This is a genomic window from Kitasatospora sp. NPDC058218 (assembly GCF_042882445.1).
Taxonomy (GTDB): domain Bacteria; phylum Actinomycetota; class Actinomycetes; order Streptomycetales; family Streptomycetaceae; genus Kitasatospora.
The window spans coordinates 1-16,701 of the sequence record NZ_JBHVWC010000051.1 but is presented as its reverse complement, the minus strand read 5'-3'; the positions used below and the strand labels follow the sequence as shown (position 1 = coordinate 16,701).

The 16,701-nt window shown below is 70.6% G+C and carries 15 protein-coding genes; 9 read left to right on the top strand and 6 right to left on the bottom strand.

The annotated features are described in order from the left end of the window. The first annotated feature begins 205 nt into the window (after nucleotides 1-205). Nucleotides 206-1,534 carry an MATE family efflux transporter gene (locus tag ACFVYI_RS28880; RefSeq protein ID WP_387890951.1) on the top strand — a complete coding sequence of 443 codons (1,329 nt, stop codon included), beginning with the start codon at nucleotides 206-208 and terminating at the stop codon, nucleotides 1,532-1,534. A gap of 108 nt (nucleotides 1,535-1,642) precedes the next feature. Here ACFVYI_RS28880 and rplI read toward each other — a convergent pair whose 3' ends face one another. From rplI to rpsF, 4 genes are all read right to left on the bottom strand, one after another. After that, the gene (gene rplI / locus ACFVYI_RS28875) at nucleotides 1,643-2,089 is read right to left on the bottom strand and encodes a 50S ribosomal protein L9 (protein ID WP_329488772.1); all 447 of its coding nucleotides are present in this window, start codon (nucleotides 2,087-2,089) and stop codon (nucleotides 1,643-1,645) included. Between the two features lie 17 nt (nucleotides 2,090-2,106). Then, on the bottom strand, nucleotides 2,107-2,343 hold the full coding sequence (gene rpsR, locus ACFVYI_RS28870; RefSeq protein ID WP_030304537.1) for a 30S ribosomal protein S18: 237 nt from the start codon (nucleotides 2,341-2,343) through the stop codon (nucleotides 2,107-2,109). 79 nt (nucleotides 2,344-2,422) lie between these two features. Continuing rightward, complete coding sequence (locus ACFVYI_RS28865) at nucleotides 2,423-3,028, bottom strand: single-stranded DNA-binding protein (protein ID WP_387890948.1); 606 nt, start codon at nucleotides 3,026-3,028, stop codon at nucleotides 2,423-2,425. Between the two features lie 96 nt (nucleotides 3,029-3,124). Further along, the gene (rpsF, locus tag ACFVYI_RS28860) at nucleotides 3,125-3,415 is read right to left on the bottom strand and encodes a 30S ribosomal protein S6 (RefSeq protein ID WP_148643846.1); all 291 of its coding nucleotides are present in this window, start codon (nucleotides 3,413-3,415) and stop codon (nucleotides 3,125-3,127) included. 301 nt (nucleotides 3,416-3,716) lie between these two features. Here rpsF and ACFVYI_RS28855 point away from each other — a divergent pair, with 301 nt between their 5' ends. The 3 genes from ACFVYI_RS28855 (at nucleotide 3,717) to ACFVYI_RS28845 (ending at nucleotide 6,390) form a co-directional block, all read left to right on the top strand. Then, on the top strand, nucleotides 3,717-4,016 hold the full coding sequence (locus ACFVYI_RS28855) for a hypothetical protein (RefSeq protein WP_387890945.1): 300 nt from the start codon (nucleotides 3,717-3,719) through the stop codon (nucleotides 4,014-4,016). A gap of 177 nt (nucleotides 4,017-4,193) precedes the next feature. Continuing rightward, complete coding sequence (locus ACFVYI_RS28850; RefSeq protein WP_360644984.1) at nucleotides 4,194-5,312, top strand: peptidoglycan bridge formation glycyltransferase FemA/FemB family protein; 1,119 nt, start codon at nucleotides 4,194-4,196, stop codon at nucleotides 5,310-5,312. 43 nt (nucleotides 5,313-5,355) lie between these two features. Then, nucleotides 5,356-6,390, top strand: a complete 1,035-nt coding sequence (locus tag ACFVYI_RS28845) for an alanine racemase (protein ID WP_387890942.1) — start codon at nucleotides 5,356-5,358, stop codon at nucleotides 6,388-6,390. Nucleotides 6,391-6,438: 48 nt separating this feature from the next. Here ACFVYI_RS28845 and ACFVYI_RS28840 read toward each other — a convergent pair whose 3' ends face one another. Both ACFVYI_RS28840 and ACFVYI_RS28835 read right to left on the bottom strand, forming a co-directional pair. Further along, nucleotides 6,439-8,037, bottom strand: a complete 1,599-nt coding sequence (locus tag ACFVYI_RS28840; protein WP_387890940.1) for a glycosyltransferase family 87 protein — start codon at nucleotides 8,035-8,037, stop codon at nucleotides 6,439-6,441. A 228-nt stretch (nucleotides 8,038-8,265) separates the two neighbouring features. Then, nucleotides 8,266-10,926, bottom strand: a complete 2,661-nt coding sequence (locus tag ACFVYI_RS28835; protein WP_387890938.1) for a transglycosylase domain-containing protein — start codon at nucleotides 10,924-10,926, stop codon at nucleotides 8,266-8,268. A gap of 353 nt (nucleotides 10,927-11,279) precedes the next feature. Here ACFVYI_RS28835 and ACFVYI_RS28830 point away from each other — a divergent pair, with 353 nt between their 5' ends. The 5 genes from ACFVYI_RS28830 to ACFVYI_RS28810 all read left to right on the top strand — a co-directional run bounded on the left by ACFVYI_RS28830 (nucleotide 11,280) and on the right by ACFVYI_RS28810 (nucleotide 16,622). Beyond that, on the top strand, nucleotides 11,280-11,999 hold the full coding sequence (locus tag ACFVYI_RS28830; protein ID WP_387890935.1) for a helix-turn-helix transcriptional regulator: 720 nt from the start codon (nucleotides 11,280-11,282) through the stop codon (nucleotides 11,997-11,999). 126 nt (nucleotides 12,000-12,125) lie between these two features. Then, the gene (locus ACFVYI_RS28825) at nucleotides 12,126-13,208 is read left to right on the top strand and encodes an inositol-3-phosphate synthase (RefSeq protein WP_387890932.1); all 1,083 of its coding nucleotides are present in this window, start codon (nucleotides 12,126-12,128) and stop codon (nucleotides 13,206-13,208) included. A 201-nt stretch (nucleotides 13,209-13,409) separates the two neighbouring features. Next, complete coding sequence (locus tag ACFVYI_RS28820) at nucleotides 13,410-14,747, top strand: MFS transporter (protein WP_387890930.1); 1,338 nt, start codon at nucleotides 13,410-13,412, stop codon at nucleotides 14,745-14,747. Between the two features lie 97 nt (nucleotides 14,748-14,844). Next, the gene (locus ACFVYI_RS28815; protein ID WP_387890927.1) at nucleotides 14,845-15,525 is read left to right on the top strand and encodes a hypothetical protein; all 681 of its coding nucleotides are present in this window, start codon (nucleotides 14,845-14,847) and stop codon (nucleotides 15,523-15,525) included. Between the two features lie 68 nt (nucleotides 15,526-15,593). Then, the gene (locus tag ACFVYI_RS28810; protein ID WP_387890924.1) at nucleotides 15,594-16,622 is read left to right on the top strand and encodes a hypothetical protein; all 1,029 of its coding nucleotides are present in this window, start codon (nucleotides 15,594-15,596) and stop codon (nucleotides 16,620-16,622) included. Nucleotides 16,623-16,701: the final 79 nt, after the last annotated feature.

Here is a 16,701-nt window from a genome sequence, read left to right as displayed (position 1 = left end):
GAAAGCCCTGTGGATAACCAGACCATCGCTCCACAGTCAACTTACTGACCTGGGATTACCTCTTCCCGGGGCTGTGCATGAGAAATTCTTCACACACAGCCGGGTGGCCGTGGACACACACCGCCACACGGTGGTCGCTCAAGATTTCGAGTAACACTCCAAACCACCTGGCGGTCATTACCTGTGGATGAGTAGCCTTGACCCCATGACCGCCCCCACCATCGACCGCCGCCGGCACGACCGCGAGATCCTCGCCCTCGCCGTCCCGGCCTTCGGCGCCCTGGTCGCCGAGCCGCTGTTCCTGCTGGCCGACTCGGCCATCGTGGGCCACCTCGGCACCTCCCAGCTGGCCGGTGTGGGTGTCGCCTCGGCCGCTCTCACCACCGCCACCGGCGTCTTCGTCTTCCTCGCCTACGCGACCACCGCCGCGGTCGCCCGCCGGATCGGCGCCGGCGACCGCCGGGCCGCCGTCCAACAGGGCATCGACGGCATCTGGCTCGCCCTCGCGCTGTCGGTCGTCGTGGTCGCCCTGACCCTGCTGCTGGCGCCCTGGACGGCCGACCTGCTGGGCGCCTCGGCCACCGCCGCGCCCTACGCCGTGACGTACCTGCGGATCAGCGCGCTCGGCATCCCGGCGATGCTGATGGTGATGGCCGCCACCGGGGTGCTGCGCGGCCTCCAGGACACCCGCACGCCGCTGCTGGTGGCGGTCGCGGGGTTCGCCGCCAACCTCGGCCTGAACGCCGGCCTGGTGTACGGCGCCGGACTCGGGGTGGCCGGCTCGGCCTGGGGCACCGTCCTGGCGCAGACCGGGATGGCCGCCGCCTACCTGTTCGTGGTGGTGCGCGGGGCCCGCCGGGAGCGCGCCTCGCTGCGGCCGGACGCGGCGGGCATCCGGGCCTGCGCCAGGGCCGGCGGACCGCTGATGGTCCGCACGCTGAGCCTGCGCGCCATCCTGATGATCGCCACCGCGGTCGCCGCCGGGCTCGGTGACGACGCGATCGCGGCCCACCAGATCGCGCTGACGGTGTTCCTCTTCATCGCCTTCGCGCTGGACGCCATCGCCATCGCCGGGCAGGCCATCATCGGCCGCCACCTGGGCGCCGAGGACGTCCCGGGGGCGAAGGCGGCCACCCGTCGGATGATCGAGTGGGGCGTCGGCTCCGGCGTGGTGCTCGGCCTGCTGGTGGTCACCGCCCGACCGCTGTACGTCCCGTTGTTCACCCCCGACCCGGTGGTGCAGGGGCAGCTGAACACCGTCCTGCTGCTGCTCGCGCTCTGCCAGCCGGTCTCCGGCCTGGTCTTCGTGCTGGACGGGGTGCTGATGGGCGCCGGCGACGGCCCGTACCTGGCCTGGGCGATGCTCGCCACGCTGGCGGTCTTCGCCCCGGTGGCCCTCGCGGTGCCGGCCAGCGGCACCGGCCTGGCCGGGCTCTGGTGGGCGATGAACCTGTTCATGCTGGTCCGCGCGGGGTTCCTGGCCAAGCGTGCCCGGAGCGGCAAGTGGCTGGTCACCGGCGCGGTGCGGGCCTGAGCCCGCCGGCCCGGTACGGGCCCGGGCCCGTGGGCGCCCGCCCGGGAACGACCGAGGGCCGGCCTCCCCGGGAGGGGGAGACCGGCCCTCGGGCCACTGCTACGGAGCTCAGGCAGCGACGACGGCGACGTCGAGGTTGGCCTGGACGTCGGAGTGCAGCTTGACCGAGACCTTGTGGGTGCCCACGGTCTTGATCGGCGAGGCGATCGCGACGGCGCGCTTGTCCACAGCCGGGCCGCCGGCGGCCTTGATGGCCTCGACGACGTCGGCCTGGGTCACCGAACCGAACAGACGGCCGGCCTCGCCCGAGCGAACGGCCAGCTTGACCTGGACGCCCTCGAGCTTGCCCTTGACCTCGTTGGCGGCCTCAAGGGTCTGGATCTCGTGGATCTTGCGGGCGCGACGGATGGCGTCGACGTCCTTCTGACCGCCCTTGGTCCAGCGGATGGCGAAGCCACGCGGAACCAGGTAGTTGCGGGCGTAGCCGTCCTTGACCTCGACGACCTCGCCGGCGGAGCCGAGACCCGGCACCTCGTGCGTGAGGATGATCTTCATTACTTGGTCACCCTCTCTTAGCGCGCGGTGCTGGTGTAGGGCAGCAGCGCCATCTCACGGCTGTTCTTCACGGCCGTGGCGACGTCACGCTGGTGCTGGGTGCAGTTGCCGGTCACCCGGCGGGCACGGATCTTGCCGCGGTCGGAGATGAACTTCCGCAGCAGGTTCGTGTCCTTGTAGTCAACGTAGTTGACCTTGTCCTTGCAGAAGACGCAAACCTTCTTCTTCGGCTTGCGAGCAGGCGGCTTCGCCATTGTGTGCTCCATTTGGGGTTCACGGCCCGGCAGGCGTCTCACGACGCCGGCCGCCGGACCGCACGAAATCTGTCAGCTCTTAGAACGGGGGCTCTTCCGAGAAGCCGCCACCGGACGGAGCGCCGCCCCAGCTGCCGCCGCCCTGGTTGCCACCAGAGGGAGCGCTGGACGCCCACGGGTCGTCGGACGGGCCGGACTGGCCACCGGAGTTTCCACCCCAGTTGCCACCCTGCTGGCCGCCACCGCCGCCCCAGTTGCCGCCGCCCTGGCCGCCGCCCTGCTGGCCGCCGCCGAAGCCGCCGCCGCCGGGAGCGCCGGACCGGTTGGCCCGGGTGACCTTCGCGGTCGCCGAACGCAGGCTCGGGCCCACCTCGTCGACCTCGACCTCGAAGACCGTCCGCTTCTCGCCTTCCTTGGTCTCGTAAGACCGCTGGCGCAGTCGGCCCTGCACGATGACGCGCATGCCGCGCTGCAGCGACTCGGCGACGTTCTCCGCCGGCTGCCGCCAGACGTTGCACGTGAGGAAGAGGCTCTCGCCGTCCTTCCACTCGTTCGTCTGGCGGTCGAAGGTGCGGGGAGTGGACGCGATGCGGAACTTCGCGACCGCCGCACCCGACGGGGTGAAGCGCAGCTCGGGGTCGTCGACGAGATTGCCGACGAGGGTGATGACGGTCTCGCCTGCCATGGTGGTGATGACCTCTCCGGAAGAGTTCCGTTCACCGCTGTTTCACGTGAAACAGCGGACGCGAGCTACCCGAGACCCGAAGGCCTCAGAGGTGGCTCAGTGGGTGTCCGGGCGCAGGACCTTGGTCCGCAGAACCGACTCGCTCAGGCCAAGCTGGCGGTCGAGCTCCTTGACGACCTCAGGCGTGGCCTTGAGGTCGATGACCGAGTAGATGCCCTCGGACTGCTTGTTGATCTCGTAAGCCAGACGGCGACGGCCCCAGGTGTCGACCTTCTCCACCTTGCCGCCGCCGTTGCGGACGACAGTGAGGAAGTTCTCGATCAGGGGGGCGACAGCGCGCTCCTCGACCGAGGGGTCGAGGATGACCATCAGCTCGTAGTGACGCATGAGTAACCCACCTCCTTTGGACTCAGCGGCCACGGTCTCTCCGTGGCAGGAGGGTTGTGCAGCGTCGGCACCGGAGTAGTGACGACACCGGCTCACCGTAGCGGCCGGGTCCGACATTCGAGCCCCGTCCACCCGAAAGAGGGCGCAAGGGGGCACAACTACACCAGTGCAGACTGCACAGCCTACCCGCACCCGGACGGCCGAACAAAATGCATAGGGGTTGTGATCCGCGCCCCAATCGCCGCAATCTGGACGGAACGGGTTTCCTGCTCGTTCGTCTCCCCACCAGGAGGTGGGACTCATGGCCCAGACCATCCACCGGCTCCCCGCCCTCACCCTGAACACCGACGGCCACCGGCACCCCCGCGAGAACACCCTGGTCGGCATCACCCTGCTGCTGGGCGTGCTGGCCTTCACGACCTCGTTCTTCGACAACCTGCACCTGCTGAGCTCCTGGAGCGGGCTCCTCGGTGTCGCCACCGGCCTCTGGGGACAGTTCGTCTCCGTCACCACGGCCGAACGCTTCGTCCTGGTGATCAGCCTCACCGCCTCCGCGTTCGGCTTCTACCTGGGAATGGCCCACGGCGGCCTGTTCGGCTAGCCACCCCACCGCCCCCGTCCGGAACCCTCGGCGCCCCCGTCGCGTACCTACTCGGTGAGACAGGTACGCGACGGGGGCGCCGCCACGCCCGCAGCCGTGGGCGCCGGGGCCCCGGACGATAGGGTCAGCCCGAGAACCTGGGGCCCACCGCAGCCCAACCGACGAGGAGCACCGAGCATGAGCCTGCGCCTGAGGACGATCACCCGCGAGGAGCATCTCGCCTTCATCAGGAGCCGCGCCTCTGCCAGCCACATGCAGGTGCCGTCCTGGGGCGACGTGAAGGCGGAGTGGCGCACGGAGTCGATCGGCTGGATCGACGAGTCCAACCAGATCGTCGGCGCCGGCCTGGTGCTCTACCGGCAGCTGCCGAAGGTCAAGCGGTACCTGGCCTACCTGCCCGAGGGGCCGGTGATCGACTGGTTCGACCGCGACCTCGACCGCTGGCTCTCCCCGATGCTGGCGCACCTCAAGTCGCAGGGCGCGTTCTCGGTGAAGATGGGCCCGCCGGTGGTGATCCGGCGCTGGAACGCGCCGACCATCAAGGAGGCCATCGCCGGCAAGCAGGCCAAGCGCCTGCGCGACATCGAGGCCGACTGGTACGAGCCGCGCGCCTTCGAGGTGGCCGACCGACTGCGCAAGGCCGGCTGGCTGCAGGGCGAGGACGGCGGCGCCGGCTTCGGCGACGTCCAGCCGCGCTACGTCTTCCAGGTGCCGCTGGCCAACCGCTCGCTGGACGACATCCAGAAGGGCTTCAACCAGCTCTGGCGCCGCAACATCAAGAAGGCAGAGAAGAGCGGCGTCGAGGTGGTCCAGGGCGGCTACGACGAGCTGCCGATCTTCCACCAGCTGTACCTGGTGACCGCCGAGCGCGACCGCTTCACCCCGCGCCCGCTGGCGTACTTCCAGCGCATGTGGAAGGCCCTCACCTCCGAGGACCCGAACCGCATGCGGCTGTACATCGCCTACCACGAGGGCGAGCCGCTGGCCGCGACCACGATGCTGGTGGTCGGCGAGCACGTCTGGTACTCCTACGGCGCCTCGGCCAACCACAAGCGCGAGGTCAAGCCGTCCAACGCGATCCAGTGGCGGATGATGCGCGACTCGTACGCGCTCGGCGGCGGGGTGTACGACCTGCGCGGCATCAGCGACACCCTGGACGAGAACGACCACCTGTTCGGCCTGATCCAGTTCAAGGTCGGCACCGGCGGCCAGGCCGCCGAGTACCTCGGCGAGTGGGACTTCCCGCTCAACAAGCTGCTGCACAAGGCGCTCGACCTCTACATGTCGCGCCGCTGAGTCGCTTGCCCGCCGTGCCCAACACCCTCTGGGAGATGACCCGATGACGCTGTCGCTCTACCTCGACACCGAACGCTGGCGCACCCACCAGCGCTCCGTCCTGGCCGAGTTCCCCGGCCTGGTGCCGGTGGCGAAGGGCAACGGCTACGGCCTGGGCAACCACCGGCTCGCCGAGGAGGCGACCCTGCTCGGCACCGGCGTACTGGCCGTCGGCACCGCCTACGAGGCGGCCGACGCCGCCGACTGGTACGGCGGCGAGCTGCTGGTGCTCACCCCGTACCGGGTCGGCGAGGAGGTGCTGCCGCTGCCGCACGCCCGGGTGATCCGCACGGTGGCGAACCTGGACGGCCTGCGCGCGCTGCACGGCGCCCGGGTGGTGGTGGAGTGCATGACCACCATGCGCCGGCACGGGGTGGGCGCGGCCGACCTGCCGGCGGTCGCCGCCGAGCTGGACGGCGTCTCCTTCGAGGGCCTGGCGCTGCACCTGCCGATGGACCGGCCGGACGGCTCCGACCCGGTGGACGAGGTGGCCCACTGGGTGGACGCCGCCCGGGCGGCCGGGATCCCCGTGCACACCGTGTTCGTCAGCCACCTCGGCGCGGCGGGCATGGAGAAGCTGGCCCAGCGCTACCCGGACACCGTCTTCCGGGCCCGGATCGGCACCCGGCTCTGGCTCGGCGACCACGGCGCACTGGAGGTCCGGGCGACGGTGCTGGACGTCACCCCGGTCGCGAAGGGCGACCGCTACGGCTACCGCCAGCACCCGGCGCCGGCCGACGGCCATCTGCTGGTGGTCGCCGGCGGCACCGCGCACGGCATCGGCCTGGAGGCACCCAAGTACGTCCAGGGGATGTCCTCGCGGGCCAAGGGCATCGCCCGGGCCGGACTGGCGACGGTCAACAAGACCAAGTCGCCGTTCAACTGGGCCGGCAAGCAGCTCTGGTTCGCCGAGCCGCCGCACATGCAGGTCTCGCTGCTCCTCCTGGACAACGAGACCAAGGCGCCGGTGGTCGGCGACGAACTCGTCCTGCAGGTCCGGCACACCACCACGCACTTCGACCGCGTGGTGGACCGCTAGAGCGTGCCGAAGGGTCCCGTCCGGCCGCCGGACGGGACCCTCACCGCGCTACGGCTTGGTGCTCCCGGCCGTCTCAGGGGCGTACGGCTCGTCGTCGAGCCACAGCTCGGAGCCGGCCGGCGCGTAGCCGGCGTAGCTCGCCTCCTCGCGCAGCTGCCGGGCGGTGCCGACGACGAAGACGTCCGGGGCCTGGTCGAGCACCCCGCCGGACGGGTCGTCGGTGCCGTCCCAGCGCACCGGGTCGCGGTCGGGCAGCAGGATGTCGCGGATCACCATGCCGCACAGGTAGAGCGTGCCGAGCAGGTGCAGCACGATGGCGAAGTGGTACCAGGACTCGCCGATCCCGTGCTGCTTGGGCCCGGTGACGAAGCCCAGGTGGGACCAGATGCCCAGGGTGTAGAGCACCTCGCAGGCCTGCCAGATCAGGAAGTCCCGCCAGCGCGGCCGGGCCAGCACCGCGAGCGGCAGCAGCCAGAGCGCGTACTGCGGCGAGTACACCTTGTTGAACAGGACGAAGGCGGCCACCACCAGGAAGGCCAGCTGGGCGAAGCGCGGACGGCGGGGCGCCGAGAGGGCCAGCCAGCCGACCCCCAGGCAGGAGAGCGCCATCAGCACCGCGATGTAGGTGTCGAGGTTCTCCAGGCCGACGCCCCGGCTCTGCATCAGGATCAGCCAGAACGAGCCGTAGTCCTCGGTGCGGTGCTTGCTGAAGACGTAGAAGGTCGACCAGCCCTGCCAGTTGGCGATCATGATCGGCAGATTGACCAGCAGCCAGGCGCCCACCGCGCCGCCCAGCATCGCCCGGAAGTCGCGCCAGCGCCCGGCCCGCCAGCAGAGCAGCAGCAGCGGGACGATCAGCAGCAAGGGGTAGAGCTTGGCGGCGGTGGCCAGACCGATGAAGACACCGGCCCAGACCGGCCGCGAGCCGGCCCACCAGGCCATCCCGACGGCGGCCAGCGCGACCGCCAGCAGGTCCCAGTTGATGGTGGCGTTCAGCAGCAGGCAGGGGGCGAGCGCGAACATCAGCGCGTCCCAGGGCCGGCGCCGGTGGGTGCGCGACAGCGCGACCACGGCGACCACCGCGCAGGCCATCAGCAGGCCCGCGTTGATCGCCCAGAACCACTGCTCCTGCTGCTGGCCGGAGCCGCCGCCGGGCGTCAGCCAGGCCGCGATCTGCATGAACAGGCCGGTCAGCACCGGGTACTCGAGGTACTGCAGATCGCCCGAGGTGCCCGGGATGCGGTCCACGTAGGGGTGCAGACCGGCCGCGAAGCCCCGCCCGGAGAACAGGTGCGGGATGTCGCTGTAACAGGCGTGGATGTACTGCGGCGAACCCGGCTGGAACCAGGCGGCGTCGTAGCACGGCAGCTTCTGCGCCATGCCCAGCACCGAGACGACGATCACCACCAGCGCCAGGAAGCGCGCCGGGATCCACCAGGAGACGCCCAGCAGCGCGCGCCGGCCGGGCGGACCGCCGATCACCTCACTGCCGGCCGCGGCCACCGGGTCCTCGTCCGCCGGGACGACCACCGTGTTGGCGGGCGGCACGGCCGTGGCGGTGGCCGTGGCGGGCGCCGCCGGGGCGGGCCCGGAGGCCTCGATGGGCCCGATCTGGCCGACGGATTCGTCACGAGCGCTCGACGTCATGCCGGACATCCTGCCGCACCTCTCCCGGCTGGACGAGGAGGCCCCCGGGCGGGCGCCGGGCCGATCCGGCGATTCAGGACCAAACGGCGAGAATGACGGAGCCCACGACGTCGACGGGGCCGGCGGAGCGGGCGGGGACGACGGAAACGGCGGTGGCGGCCCTCCGAAGAGAGCCGCCACCGCCGTTCAGCCGGTTCACCGTCGTTCAGCGCCGTTCGGCACCGGGTGTCAGGGGGCCGCGCCCTGCTGGGCCCCGCCCGTCGAACTGGGCGAGGTGGTCGGCCTGTTCGACTTGCTGTTGCTGGGCGAGGGTGCCGTCGAAGCGGTCGACGCCGACGGCTGCGGCGTGCCGCAGAGCCCCGGGATGATGCAGCTGGGCGAGGCCCCGCCGCCACCACCGCCGCCACCGCCACCGCCGGTCGGCGGCTGGGTCTTGGTCGGCGGCTGCGTCGGCACCGTGCCCGGGCAGTCCACCCCGGGGACACAGGCCGGCCCCTGGGTGGCGGGCGGCTGCGTCGGCTGCTGGGCACCGGGGTCCGGAGCCGTGGGGGCCGTGGTCTCGGCCGCCGAGGGCGAGGTCGACGGGCTGGCCGTGCTCGGGGCGCCGGAGGAGTCCACCTGGCTGCCGATCGGCTGCGGCGTCGGGAAGTCCATCTTCTTCTCGTTGGCCAGGGCGGCCTTCATGTACCGGGTGAAGATGTCGGTCGGGGTGTCACCACCGTGCACCGAGTCCTTGCCGCCGGTGCCGTTGAGCGACAGCCGCTCGTGCTTGGCCGGGTCCTCGCGCCACATCGCGACGCTGGTGGCCAGCTGCGGGGTGTAGCCGACCCACCAGGCCGACTTGTTCTGGTCGGTGGTACCGGTCTTGCCGGCCACCGGGCGGCCCAGCGCGTTGCTCTTCGAACCCGTACCGTTCTTCGCCACGTTCACCAGCACGTCGGTGACGTTGTCGGCGACGGCGGGCTCCAGGGCCTGCTTGAGCTCGGGCTTGTTGAAGCCCGGCCGGGGCACGCCCTTCACCTCGACCTTGGTCACCGAGTACGGCTCGGCCTGCTTGCCGCTCGCCGCCAGGGTCGCGTACGCGTCGGCCATCCGGATCGGGCTGACCGTGGAGGTGCCGAGCGCGAAGGTCGGGGTCTTCGGGTCGACGAAGCTCTCCTTGCGAACGCCCATCGCCTCGGCGATGTTGGCCACGTTCTGCCCGCCGACGTCCTGGTTGAGCTGGACGAACGGCACGTTGTAGGAGTTCTGCATGGCCATCCGCAGCGAGACGTAGCCTCGCTTGCCGGCGTCCTCGTTCTTCTGCCGGTACGGCTTGCCGTCGTCGCCGATCACCAGCGAGCCGTCCGGCTTGCGGATCTCGGACAGGTCGTCGGACTGGTAGCGGCTGTCCGCGTTGATCCGCTTCGGCTTGCCCTTGTCGTCGGTCGCGGTCTGCACGCCGACCTGCATCGCGGCGGCCAGCACGAACGGCTTGAAGGTCGAGCCGACCTGGACGCCCTTGGCGTCCGCGTTGTTGTCGAAGTGCTGGTTCTCCACGCCGTCGCCGCCGTATATGGCGACGATCGCGCCGTCACCCGGGCGGACGCTGGCCGCGCCGAACTGGACCCAGTTGTCCTTGTCCGGGCGCTTCTGCACGTTGAGCGTCTCGCCCTTGACCTCGTCCACGGCCTTCTTGAGGGCGTCGACCTTGTCCTTCTCGAAGGTCGTGTAGACCTTGTAGCCGCCCTTGTCGATCGACTGCTGGCTGATCGTCGGGTCCTTGGTCATGATGAACTTGTTGGCGGTGTCGACCAGGTAGCTGATCTCGCCGTTCATGTTGGCCGGCGGCTTGCGCGGGATCGGCGCGGGGAACGTCGTGCACTTGGCCCGCTCCTCCGCCGTGGCGTTCTTGGTGGTGACCATCCGGTCCAGGATCCACTTCCAGCGCTCTTCCGCGCGCTCCTGGTTCGCCGGGTTGGTGGGGTCGTACAGCGCGGCGCCCTTGAGCAGGCCGGCCAGCATGGCGCTCTGGCAGATGTCGAGGTCCTTGGCGTCGACGCCGTAGTAGGCCTGCGCGGCCGCCTGGATGCCGGTGGCCCCGCGGCCGAACCAGCTGATGTTCAGGTAGTCCCGCAGGATGTCGTTCTTCTCCATCTCCTGATTGACCTTCAGGGTGATGAAGAACTCGCGCACCTTGCGGCCGAGCGTCTGGTCCTGGCTCAGGTAGGCGTTCTTGACGTACTGCTGGGTGATCGTCGAGGCGCCCTGGGTCTCGCCACCGGTCGCCATGTTGTAGACGGCGCGCATCATGCCCATGGGGTCGATGCCGCTGTCGGTGCGGAAGGTCGAGTTCTCCGCGGCGATGACGGCGTTCTGCACGTTGGGGCTGATGTCGGCGAGTTCGACGATCTGACGGTTGGTCTCGCCCTTGCGGGTCATCTCCGAGCCGTCGGCCCAGTAGTAGATGTTGTTCTGGTCGTTCACCAGGTCGTGGATCTGCGGGACGGTGGTGGTCGCGTACGCGTACCAGACCCCGCCCACGCAGGTGGCGAAGAAGAGCAGGAAGCCGGTGAGCCACTGCTTCCAGGACGGCAGCCAGCGGCGGACGCCCTGCTTGCCGAAGCGCGGGTAGTCGATGAACCGCTTCTTGCCGGGCTTGCCGCCCCGGCCGCCGTCGCCGGCGCCCGCTCCGGCCGCCGCACCGCCGCGCTTGCCGCCCTTCTGGGCCGCCTTGCGCATCTCGGCACGGCCCATCCGGGGCTGCTGCGCCGTCTCCCGCAGGCCCGCGGGGCGCCTGCGGCCGGGGCTCTCCGGCCCGGGCCCGCCCTGTCCGGCTCCGTCCGGGCGGCCGTTGTCGCCCGGGGGCTGTCCGCCATCGTCGGCAGACCTCCGCCGTCGTTCGCTCATGTTCCAGCTACTCCTCGCCAGGCGGTCGAGCCTGAAGGCAGGGTTCACGTCCGATGCCCGCAACCGCCCTAACCCCGGAGGTGGTCCTCGTGCACACGCGACAGCGTACGCAGCCGAGAAATACAACTAATCGGGCATCAAGTATTAATGCCCGCAAAACGGCAGCAGATCATTACAGGCCCGTTGCCAAGCGCACCCGCGCGTCGCCTTGTGATCACATTCACGCGTGCCCCCCTTGCTCCACCGGGGAGCCCGGTTTACTGTTCTCGATATATCGAGCCGATACATCGGAGCGGCATACCGCCGGAGACGGCGGACCAGGAAGCAGCCGGAAGGAAGGGAGGACGACGGCATTGGGCAGGCGCTCAGGAGTGCTGGAGTTCGCCGTTCTCGGCCTGCTCCACGACGCCCCGATGCACGGGTACGAGCTGCGCAAGCGGCTCAACGTCCTGCTCGGAACGTTGCGCGCGTTCTCCTACGGAACGCTCTATCCGTGTCTGAAGAGCCTGGTGGCCCAGGGTTTCCTCGTCGAGGACAACCCGGACGACGAGTACGTCCCGGCCACCGCGCTCAACGGCAAGCGGTCCAAGATCGTCTACCGGCTCTCGCCCGAGGGCAAGGAGCGCTTCGAGGAACTGCTCGCCGACTCCGGCCCCGACGCGTGGGAGGACGAGCACTTCGGCGTCCACTTCGCGTTCTTCGGCCAGACCGACCGGGCCGTGCGGATGCGCGTCCTGGAGGGGCGCCGCAGCCGGCTGGAGGAGCGCCTCGAACGGATGCGCAACTCGCTCGCCCGGGCCCGCGAGCGGTTCGACGACTACACCGTCGAGCTGCAACGACACGGCCTGGAGTCGGTCGAGCGCGAGGTCCGGTGGCTCAACGAGCTGATCGAGACCGAGCGGGCCAACCGCAGCGGCCGGACCGGACCGCTCACCGGCGGGCCTGCGGACCTCCGGGGGCAGGCCGGCGCAGTACCCGACAAGACTTCGGACGGCCGTGGCCAGGAGGCCGGATCCCCGGATCCGCCCGGGCCACCGTACGACCGCCCGGGGCGCTCCGACCAGGAGCGCTGACACCGCGTCAGCCCTGTGCCGCGCGGTAGGAGTGGGCGCCTCGCGCCCGTCAAGCATTCATCGAAGAAGCAGGACGAGCGCCGCCGAGCACCGGCGGCCCTCATGAGATCACAGGGAGCAACCGGAATGGGTTCGGTTCGCGTAGCCATCGTGGGCGTGGGCAACTGCGCCGCGTCGCTGGTGCAGGGTGTCGAGTACTACAAGGACGCCGACCCGGCCGGCAAGGTCCCCGGCCTGATGCACGTCCAGTTCGGTGAGTACCACGTCCGTGACGTGGAGTTCGTCGCCGCCTTCGACGTCGACGCCAAGAAGGTCGGCTTCGACCTGGCCGACGCCATCGGCAGCAGCGAGAACAACACCATCAAGATCTGCGACGTGCCGCCGACCGGTGTCACCGTCCAGCGCGGCCACACCCTCGACGGCCTGGGTAAGTACTACCGGGAGACCATCGAGGAGTCCGACGAGACCCCGGTCGACGTCGTCCAGATCCTCAAGGACAAGCAGGTCGACGTTCTCGTCTGCTACCTGCCCGTCGGTTCCGAGCACGCGGCCAAGTTCTACGCCCAGTGCGCCATCGACGCCAAGGTCGCCTTCGTGAACGCCCTTCCGGTGTTCATCGCGGGCACCAAGGAGTGGGCGGACAAGTTCACCGAGGCCGGCGTGCCGATCGTCGGTGACGACATCAAGTCCCAGGTCGGCGCCACCATCACGCACCGCGTGATGGCCAAGCTGTTCGAGGACCGCGGTGTCATCCTCGAGCGCACCATGCAGCTGAACGTCGGCGGCAACATGGACTTCAAGAACATGCTCGAGCGCGAGCGCCTGGAGTCCAAGAAGATCTCGAAGACGCAGGCCGTCACCTCGCAGATCCGTGACCGCGAGCTGGGCGCCAAGAACGTCCACATCGGCCCGTCGGACTACGTGGCGTGGCTCGACGACCGCAAGTGGGCCTACGTCCGCCTTGAGGGTCGCGCGTTCGGCGACGTCCCGCTGAACCTCGAGTACAAGCTCGAGGTCTGGGACTCCCCGAACTCGGCCGGTGTCATCATCGACGCCGTGCGCGCCGCGAAGATCGCCAAGGACCGCGGCATCGGCGGCCCGATCCTCTCCGCGTCCTCGTACTTCATGAAGTCCCCGCCGGTCCAGTACTTCGACGACGAGGCCCGCGAGAACGTCGAGAAGTTCATCAGCGGCGAGGTCGAGCGCTGAGCCCAGCGACGATCCCGATCGTCGGGCGCCGGGTTCCGGGTGCCGGCACCGAGTACTGAGTACCTGGTGCTGAGCCCGGAACACCGGGAGCCGAGCGCTCCCGGGCGCTGAACGGGCCCACGGTTCACCGTGGGCCCGTTCACCATTTCCCGGCGAATGTTTCACGTGAAACACAGGCCCCTTCCATGGCAGTCTGGGCGGGTGGCGATCACGGAGAACGGCAGCACCGACCAGACCGCGCACCGCGCCACGCTCCTCGGCCTGCTCCGTGGGCGTGACTTCCGCCGGCTGCTGACCGCCCGGGTGCTCTCCCAGCTCTCCGACGGCGTCTTCCAGGTCTCGCTCGCCGCCTACGTGGTCTTCTCCCCGGAGAAGCAGTCCTCCCCCGCCGACATCGCCTCGGTGCTGGCCGTGATGCTGCTGCCGTTCTCCGTGATCGGCCCCTTCGCCGGCGTGCTGCTGGACCGCTGGCGCCGCCGCCAGGTGCTGTTCTACGGCAACCTGGCCCGCTTCGGGCTCGGCCTCGTCACCGGCGCCCTGCTCCTGGTCGAGGCGCCGACCGCCCTGTTCTTCGCCTCCGCGCTGCTGGTCACCGCGCTCAACCGGTTCATCCTGGCGGGCCTGTCCGCCGCGCTGCCCCGGGTCGTGCCCCAGGACCAGCTCGTCACCGCCAACGCGCTCTCCCCCACCCTGGGAACGGTCGCCGCGGCCTCCGGCGGCGGCCTGGGCTTCCTGCTGCACCAGGTGATGACCCCCGGCCCGAAGGCCGACGCGGCACTGGTCACCGTCGCCGCGGTGCTCTACCTCTCGGCCGCACTGGCCGCCCGCCGGATGGACCGGGACCTGCTGGGCCCCGAGCACCGCCTCGACCGCCCCCCGCTGGGACGGGCGCTGGTGCTGGCCGCCCGCGACCTGGGCGCCGCCGTCACCCACCTGGTCCGGGACTGCCGCCCCGCGGTGCACGCGCTCGCCGCCGTCACCGCGGCCCGGTTCTGCTACGGCGTGCTGATCGTCGTCGTGGTGATGCTCGCGCGCTACACCTTCAACGATCCGGCGGACAGCGCCGCCGGGCTGGTCACCCTGGGCCAGGCGGTCGGCCTCTCCGCGGCCGGGTTCTTCCTCGCGGCGGTGATCAGTCCGTGGTGCACCCGCCGGCTCGGGCTGGCCGGCTGGATGACGCTCTGCCTCGCCGCACCGGTGGTCTTCGTGCCCGCGCTGGGCCTGGGCTTCTCCCTGGTGCCCTGCCTGATCGCGGCGCTGCTGCTCGGCGTGGTCACCCAGGGCACCAAGATCTGCGCCGACACCGTCGTCCAGGAGTCGGTCGAGGACGAGTACCGCGGCCGCGTCTTCGCCATCTACGACGTGCTGTTCAACGTCGCCTTCGTGGCCGCCGCGGTGGTGACGGCCCTGGTGCTGCCGCTCTCCGGCCGCTCGGTCGGGGTGGTCGCGGGCGTCTCCCTGGTGTACGCGCTCGCCGCCGTGCTCTACCTGCGGGCGGCCCGGCGGACCGGTCCCCTCCCCGGTGACCAGCAGTCCTGAGGCCGCGCGCACCCTCGAAACCTGCCCCGTCCGGGTGAGTCGCTAAGGTACGTCAGATCTGTCGGACCGACAGCACTCTGTCTCGGGGGAGAACCTGATGAGTACACCGCCCAGTCCGTACGGGCCGCCGCCGCAGTACGGCTATCCGCAGGCACCGGGACCGGGCGTACCGCCGCAGGGCGCAGCGCCGTACGGCGGGCCGCCGCCGCAGTACGGCGCGCCCCAGCCGGCCCCCGCCGGCTACGGTCAGCCGCCGGCGTACGGCTACCCGGCCGCGCCGCAGCCCGGCGGCCAGCCCCCGTACGGCCAGCAGCCGCCGTACGGGCAGCAGCCTCCGTACGGTCCGCCGCCCGGCAACCAGCCGCCGTACGGCCAGCAGCCCCCGTACGGGCAGCAGCCGGTCGCGCCGCAGCCCGCCGAACCGGCGAGGAAGACCGGGGCCAAGGCCAAGCTGAAGATCGTCGTCGCCGTGCTCGGCGGTGGCGCACTGATCGTCGGCTACTTCGTCAGCGGGCCGAGCGTCAGCAGCGCCAAGGCCGGCGACTGCGTCAAGGCCAGCGGATCGCGCGACGTCGACATCGTCAAGTGCACCGACTCCAAGGCGAATTACAAGGTGCTGGCCAAGTTCACCGACAGCACCGACACCACCCGCTGCAAGCAGACCGTCGGGACGACCAGCACGGTCTCGGGCAAGAGCGGGCGGCGCTGGAACAAGAAGCGCTACGTGCTCTGCCTCGGCCCGCTGACCACCGGTGTGCCGCCGGTCAAGAAGTCCTGACCCCTTTCCGCCGACCTTCACCGACCGACTTTCCCCGGGGGACCCCTTTGTCCGTTCCGCCTCCCCAGATGCCGTACGGCGCCCCGCCGCCGGCCGACGGCAACCCCTACGCCGCCGGCAACCCGTACGGCGCCCAGCCGCCGGCCGCGCCCGGCTACGGCTACCCGGCCGCACCGCCGCCGCCCGGGTACGGCGTGCCCGCCCAGGCCCCGCCGCCCCAGCCCGGACCGCCCGGCTACGGCTACCCGCAGCAGGCCGGGTACGCCCAGCAGGCGCCGCAGGGCGGGCCGGTCTGCCGGTTCTGCGGTGGTTTCCCGGCTGTGGAGACGACCGTCCGCGGGCACCAGGGCATCATCATCATCATGCGGTTCCTGAAGCAGCCGGGGCCGTTCTGCCGCACCTGCGGCACCGCCGTGGTCCGCGACATGTCGGCCCGCACCCTGGTCCAGGGCTGGTGGGGCTACCTGTCCTCGATCATCACGCCGATCACCCTGCTGCGGAACCTGGCCGCCCACAACAAGATCAAGGACCTGCCGCCGCCGGTCCCCGGCACCCACGGCCCCCAGCTCGATCCGGGCGTCCCGCTGACCAAGCGGCCGCACATGCTGATGCTGCTGCTGCCGATCTTCTCGATCACCTCGTTCATCATCCTGATCACCACCGGGGCCCTGCTCGGCGCCAACCACCGCAGCCCCACGCCGTACCACCCGCTGGTGCTGCCCTCGCCGACCGCGGTGACCATGCCGCCCATGCCGTCGTTCTCGCTGCCGCCCATCCCCGAGATCACCACCCCGGGCGCGGCGAAGCCGTCCTCCCCGGGCGGGGCCTCCTCGGTGCCCAGCGACATCGACCGGGCCAAGGCCGGCGACTGCCTGCGCAACGAGAACGGGACGGGCGCCACCCACGACTCCAACCCGCGGATCACGATGCTGTCCTGCACCGACTCGCGGGCCCAGTACAAGGTGCTCCGCAAGATGCTCGCCACCAGCGACGACAAGGCGTGCGACAACGTGCCCAACTCGGACAGCACCTACACCCGGGAGTCCTCCACCGCCGCCCTGAGCTACGTCCTCTGCCTCCAGGGGCTCAAGAACTGACGGCCCCCGGCGGCAACGCGGGAGGGGGGGGGGCGCGGGGGCCCGGGCCCCCCCCCCCCCAGCAAAAAAAACACAAAAA

Coding starts and splice junctions, on each gene's coding strand:
- ACFVYI_RS28880 (WP_387890951.1), top strand. CDS start 206: ATGACCGCCCCCACCATCGACCGCCGCCGGCACGACCGCGAGATCCTC.
- rplI (WP_329488772.1), bottom strand. CDS start 2,089: ATGAAGATCATCCTCACGCACGAGGTGCCGGGTCTCGGCTCCGCCGGC.
- rpsR (WP_030304537.1), bottom strand. CDS start 2,343: ATGGCGAAGCCGCCTGCTCGCAAGCCGAAGAAGAAGGTTTGCGTCTTC.
- ACFVYI_RS28865 (WP_387890948.1), bottom strand. CDS start 3,028: ATGGCAGGCGAGACCGTCATCACCCTCGTCGGCAATCTCGTCGACGAC.
- rpsF (WP_148643846.1), bottom strand. CDS start 3,415: ATGCGTCACTACGAGCTGATGGTCATCCTCGACCCCTCGGTCGAGGAG.
- ACFVYI_RS28855 (WP_387890945.1), top strand. CDS start 3,717: ATGGCCCAGACCATCCACCGGCTCCCCGCCCTCACCCTGAACACCGAC.
- ACFVYI_RS28850 (WP_360644984.1), top strand. CDS start 4,194: ATGAGCCTGCGCCTGAGGACGATCACCCGCGAGGAGCATCTCGCCTTC.
- ACFVYI_RS28845 (WP_387890942.1), top strand. CDS start 5,356: ATGACGCTGTCGCTCTACCTCGACACCGAACGCTGGCGCACCCACCAG.
- ACFVYI_RS28840 (WP_387890940.1), bottom strand. CDS start 8,037: ATGACGTCGAGCGCTCGTGACGAATCCGTCGGCCAGATCGGGCCCATC.
- ACFVYI_RS28835 (WP_387890938.1), bottom strand. CDS start 10,926: ATGAGCGAACGACGGCGGAGGTCTGCCGACGATGGCGGACAGCCCCCG.
- ACFVYI_RS28825 (WP_387890932.1), top strand. CDS start 12,126: ATGGGTTCGGTTCGCGTAGCCATCGTGGGCGTGGGCAACTGCGCCGCG.
- ACFVYI_RS28815 (WP_387890927.1), top strand. CDS start 14,845: ATGAGTACACCGCCCAGTCCGTACGGGCCGCCGCCGCAGTACGGCTAT.
- ACFVYI_RS28810 (WP_387890924.1), top strand. CDS start 15,594: ATGCCGTACGGCGCCCCGCCGCCGGCCGACGGCAACCCCTACGCCGCC.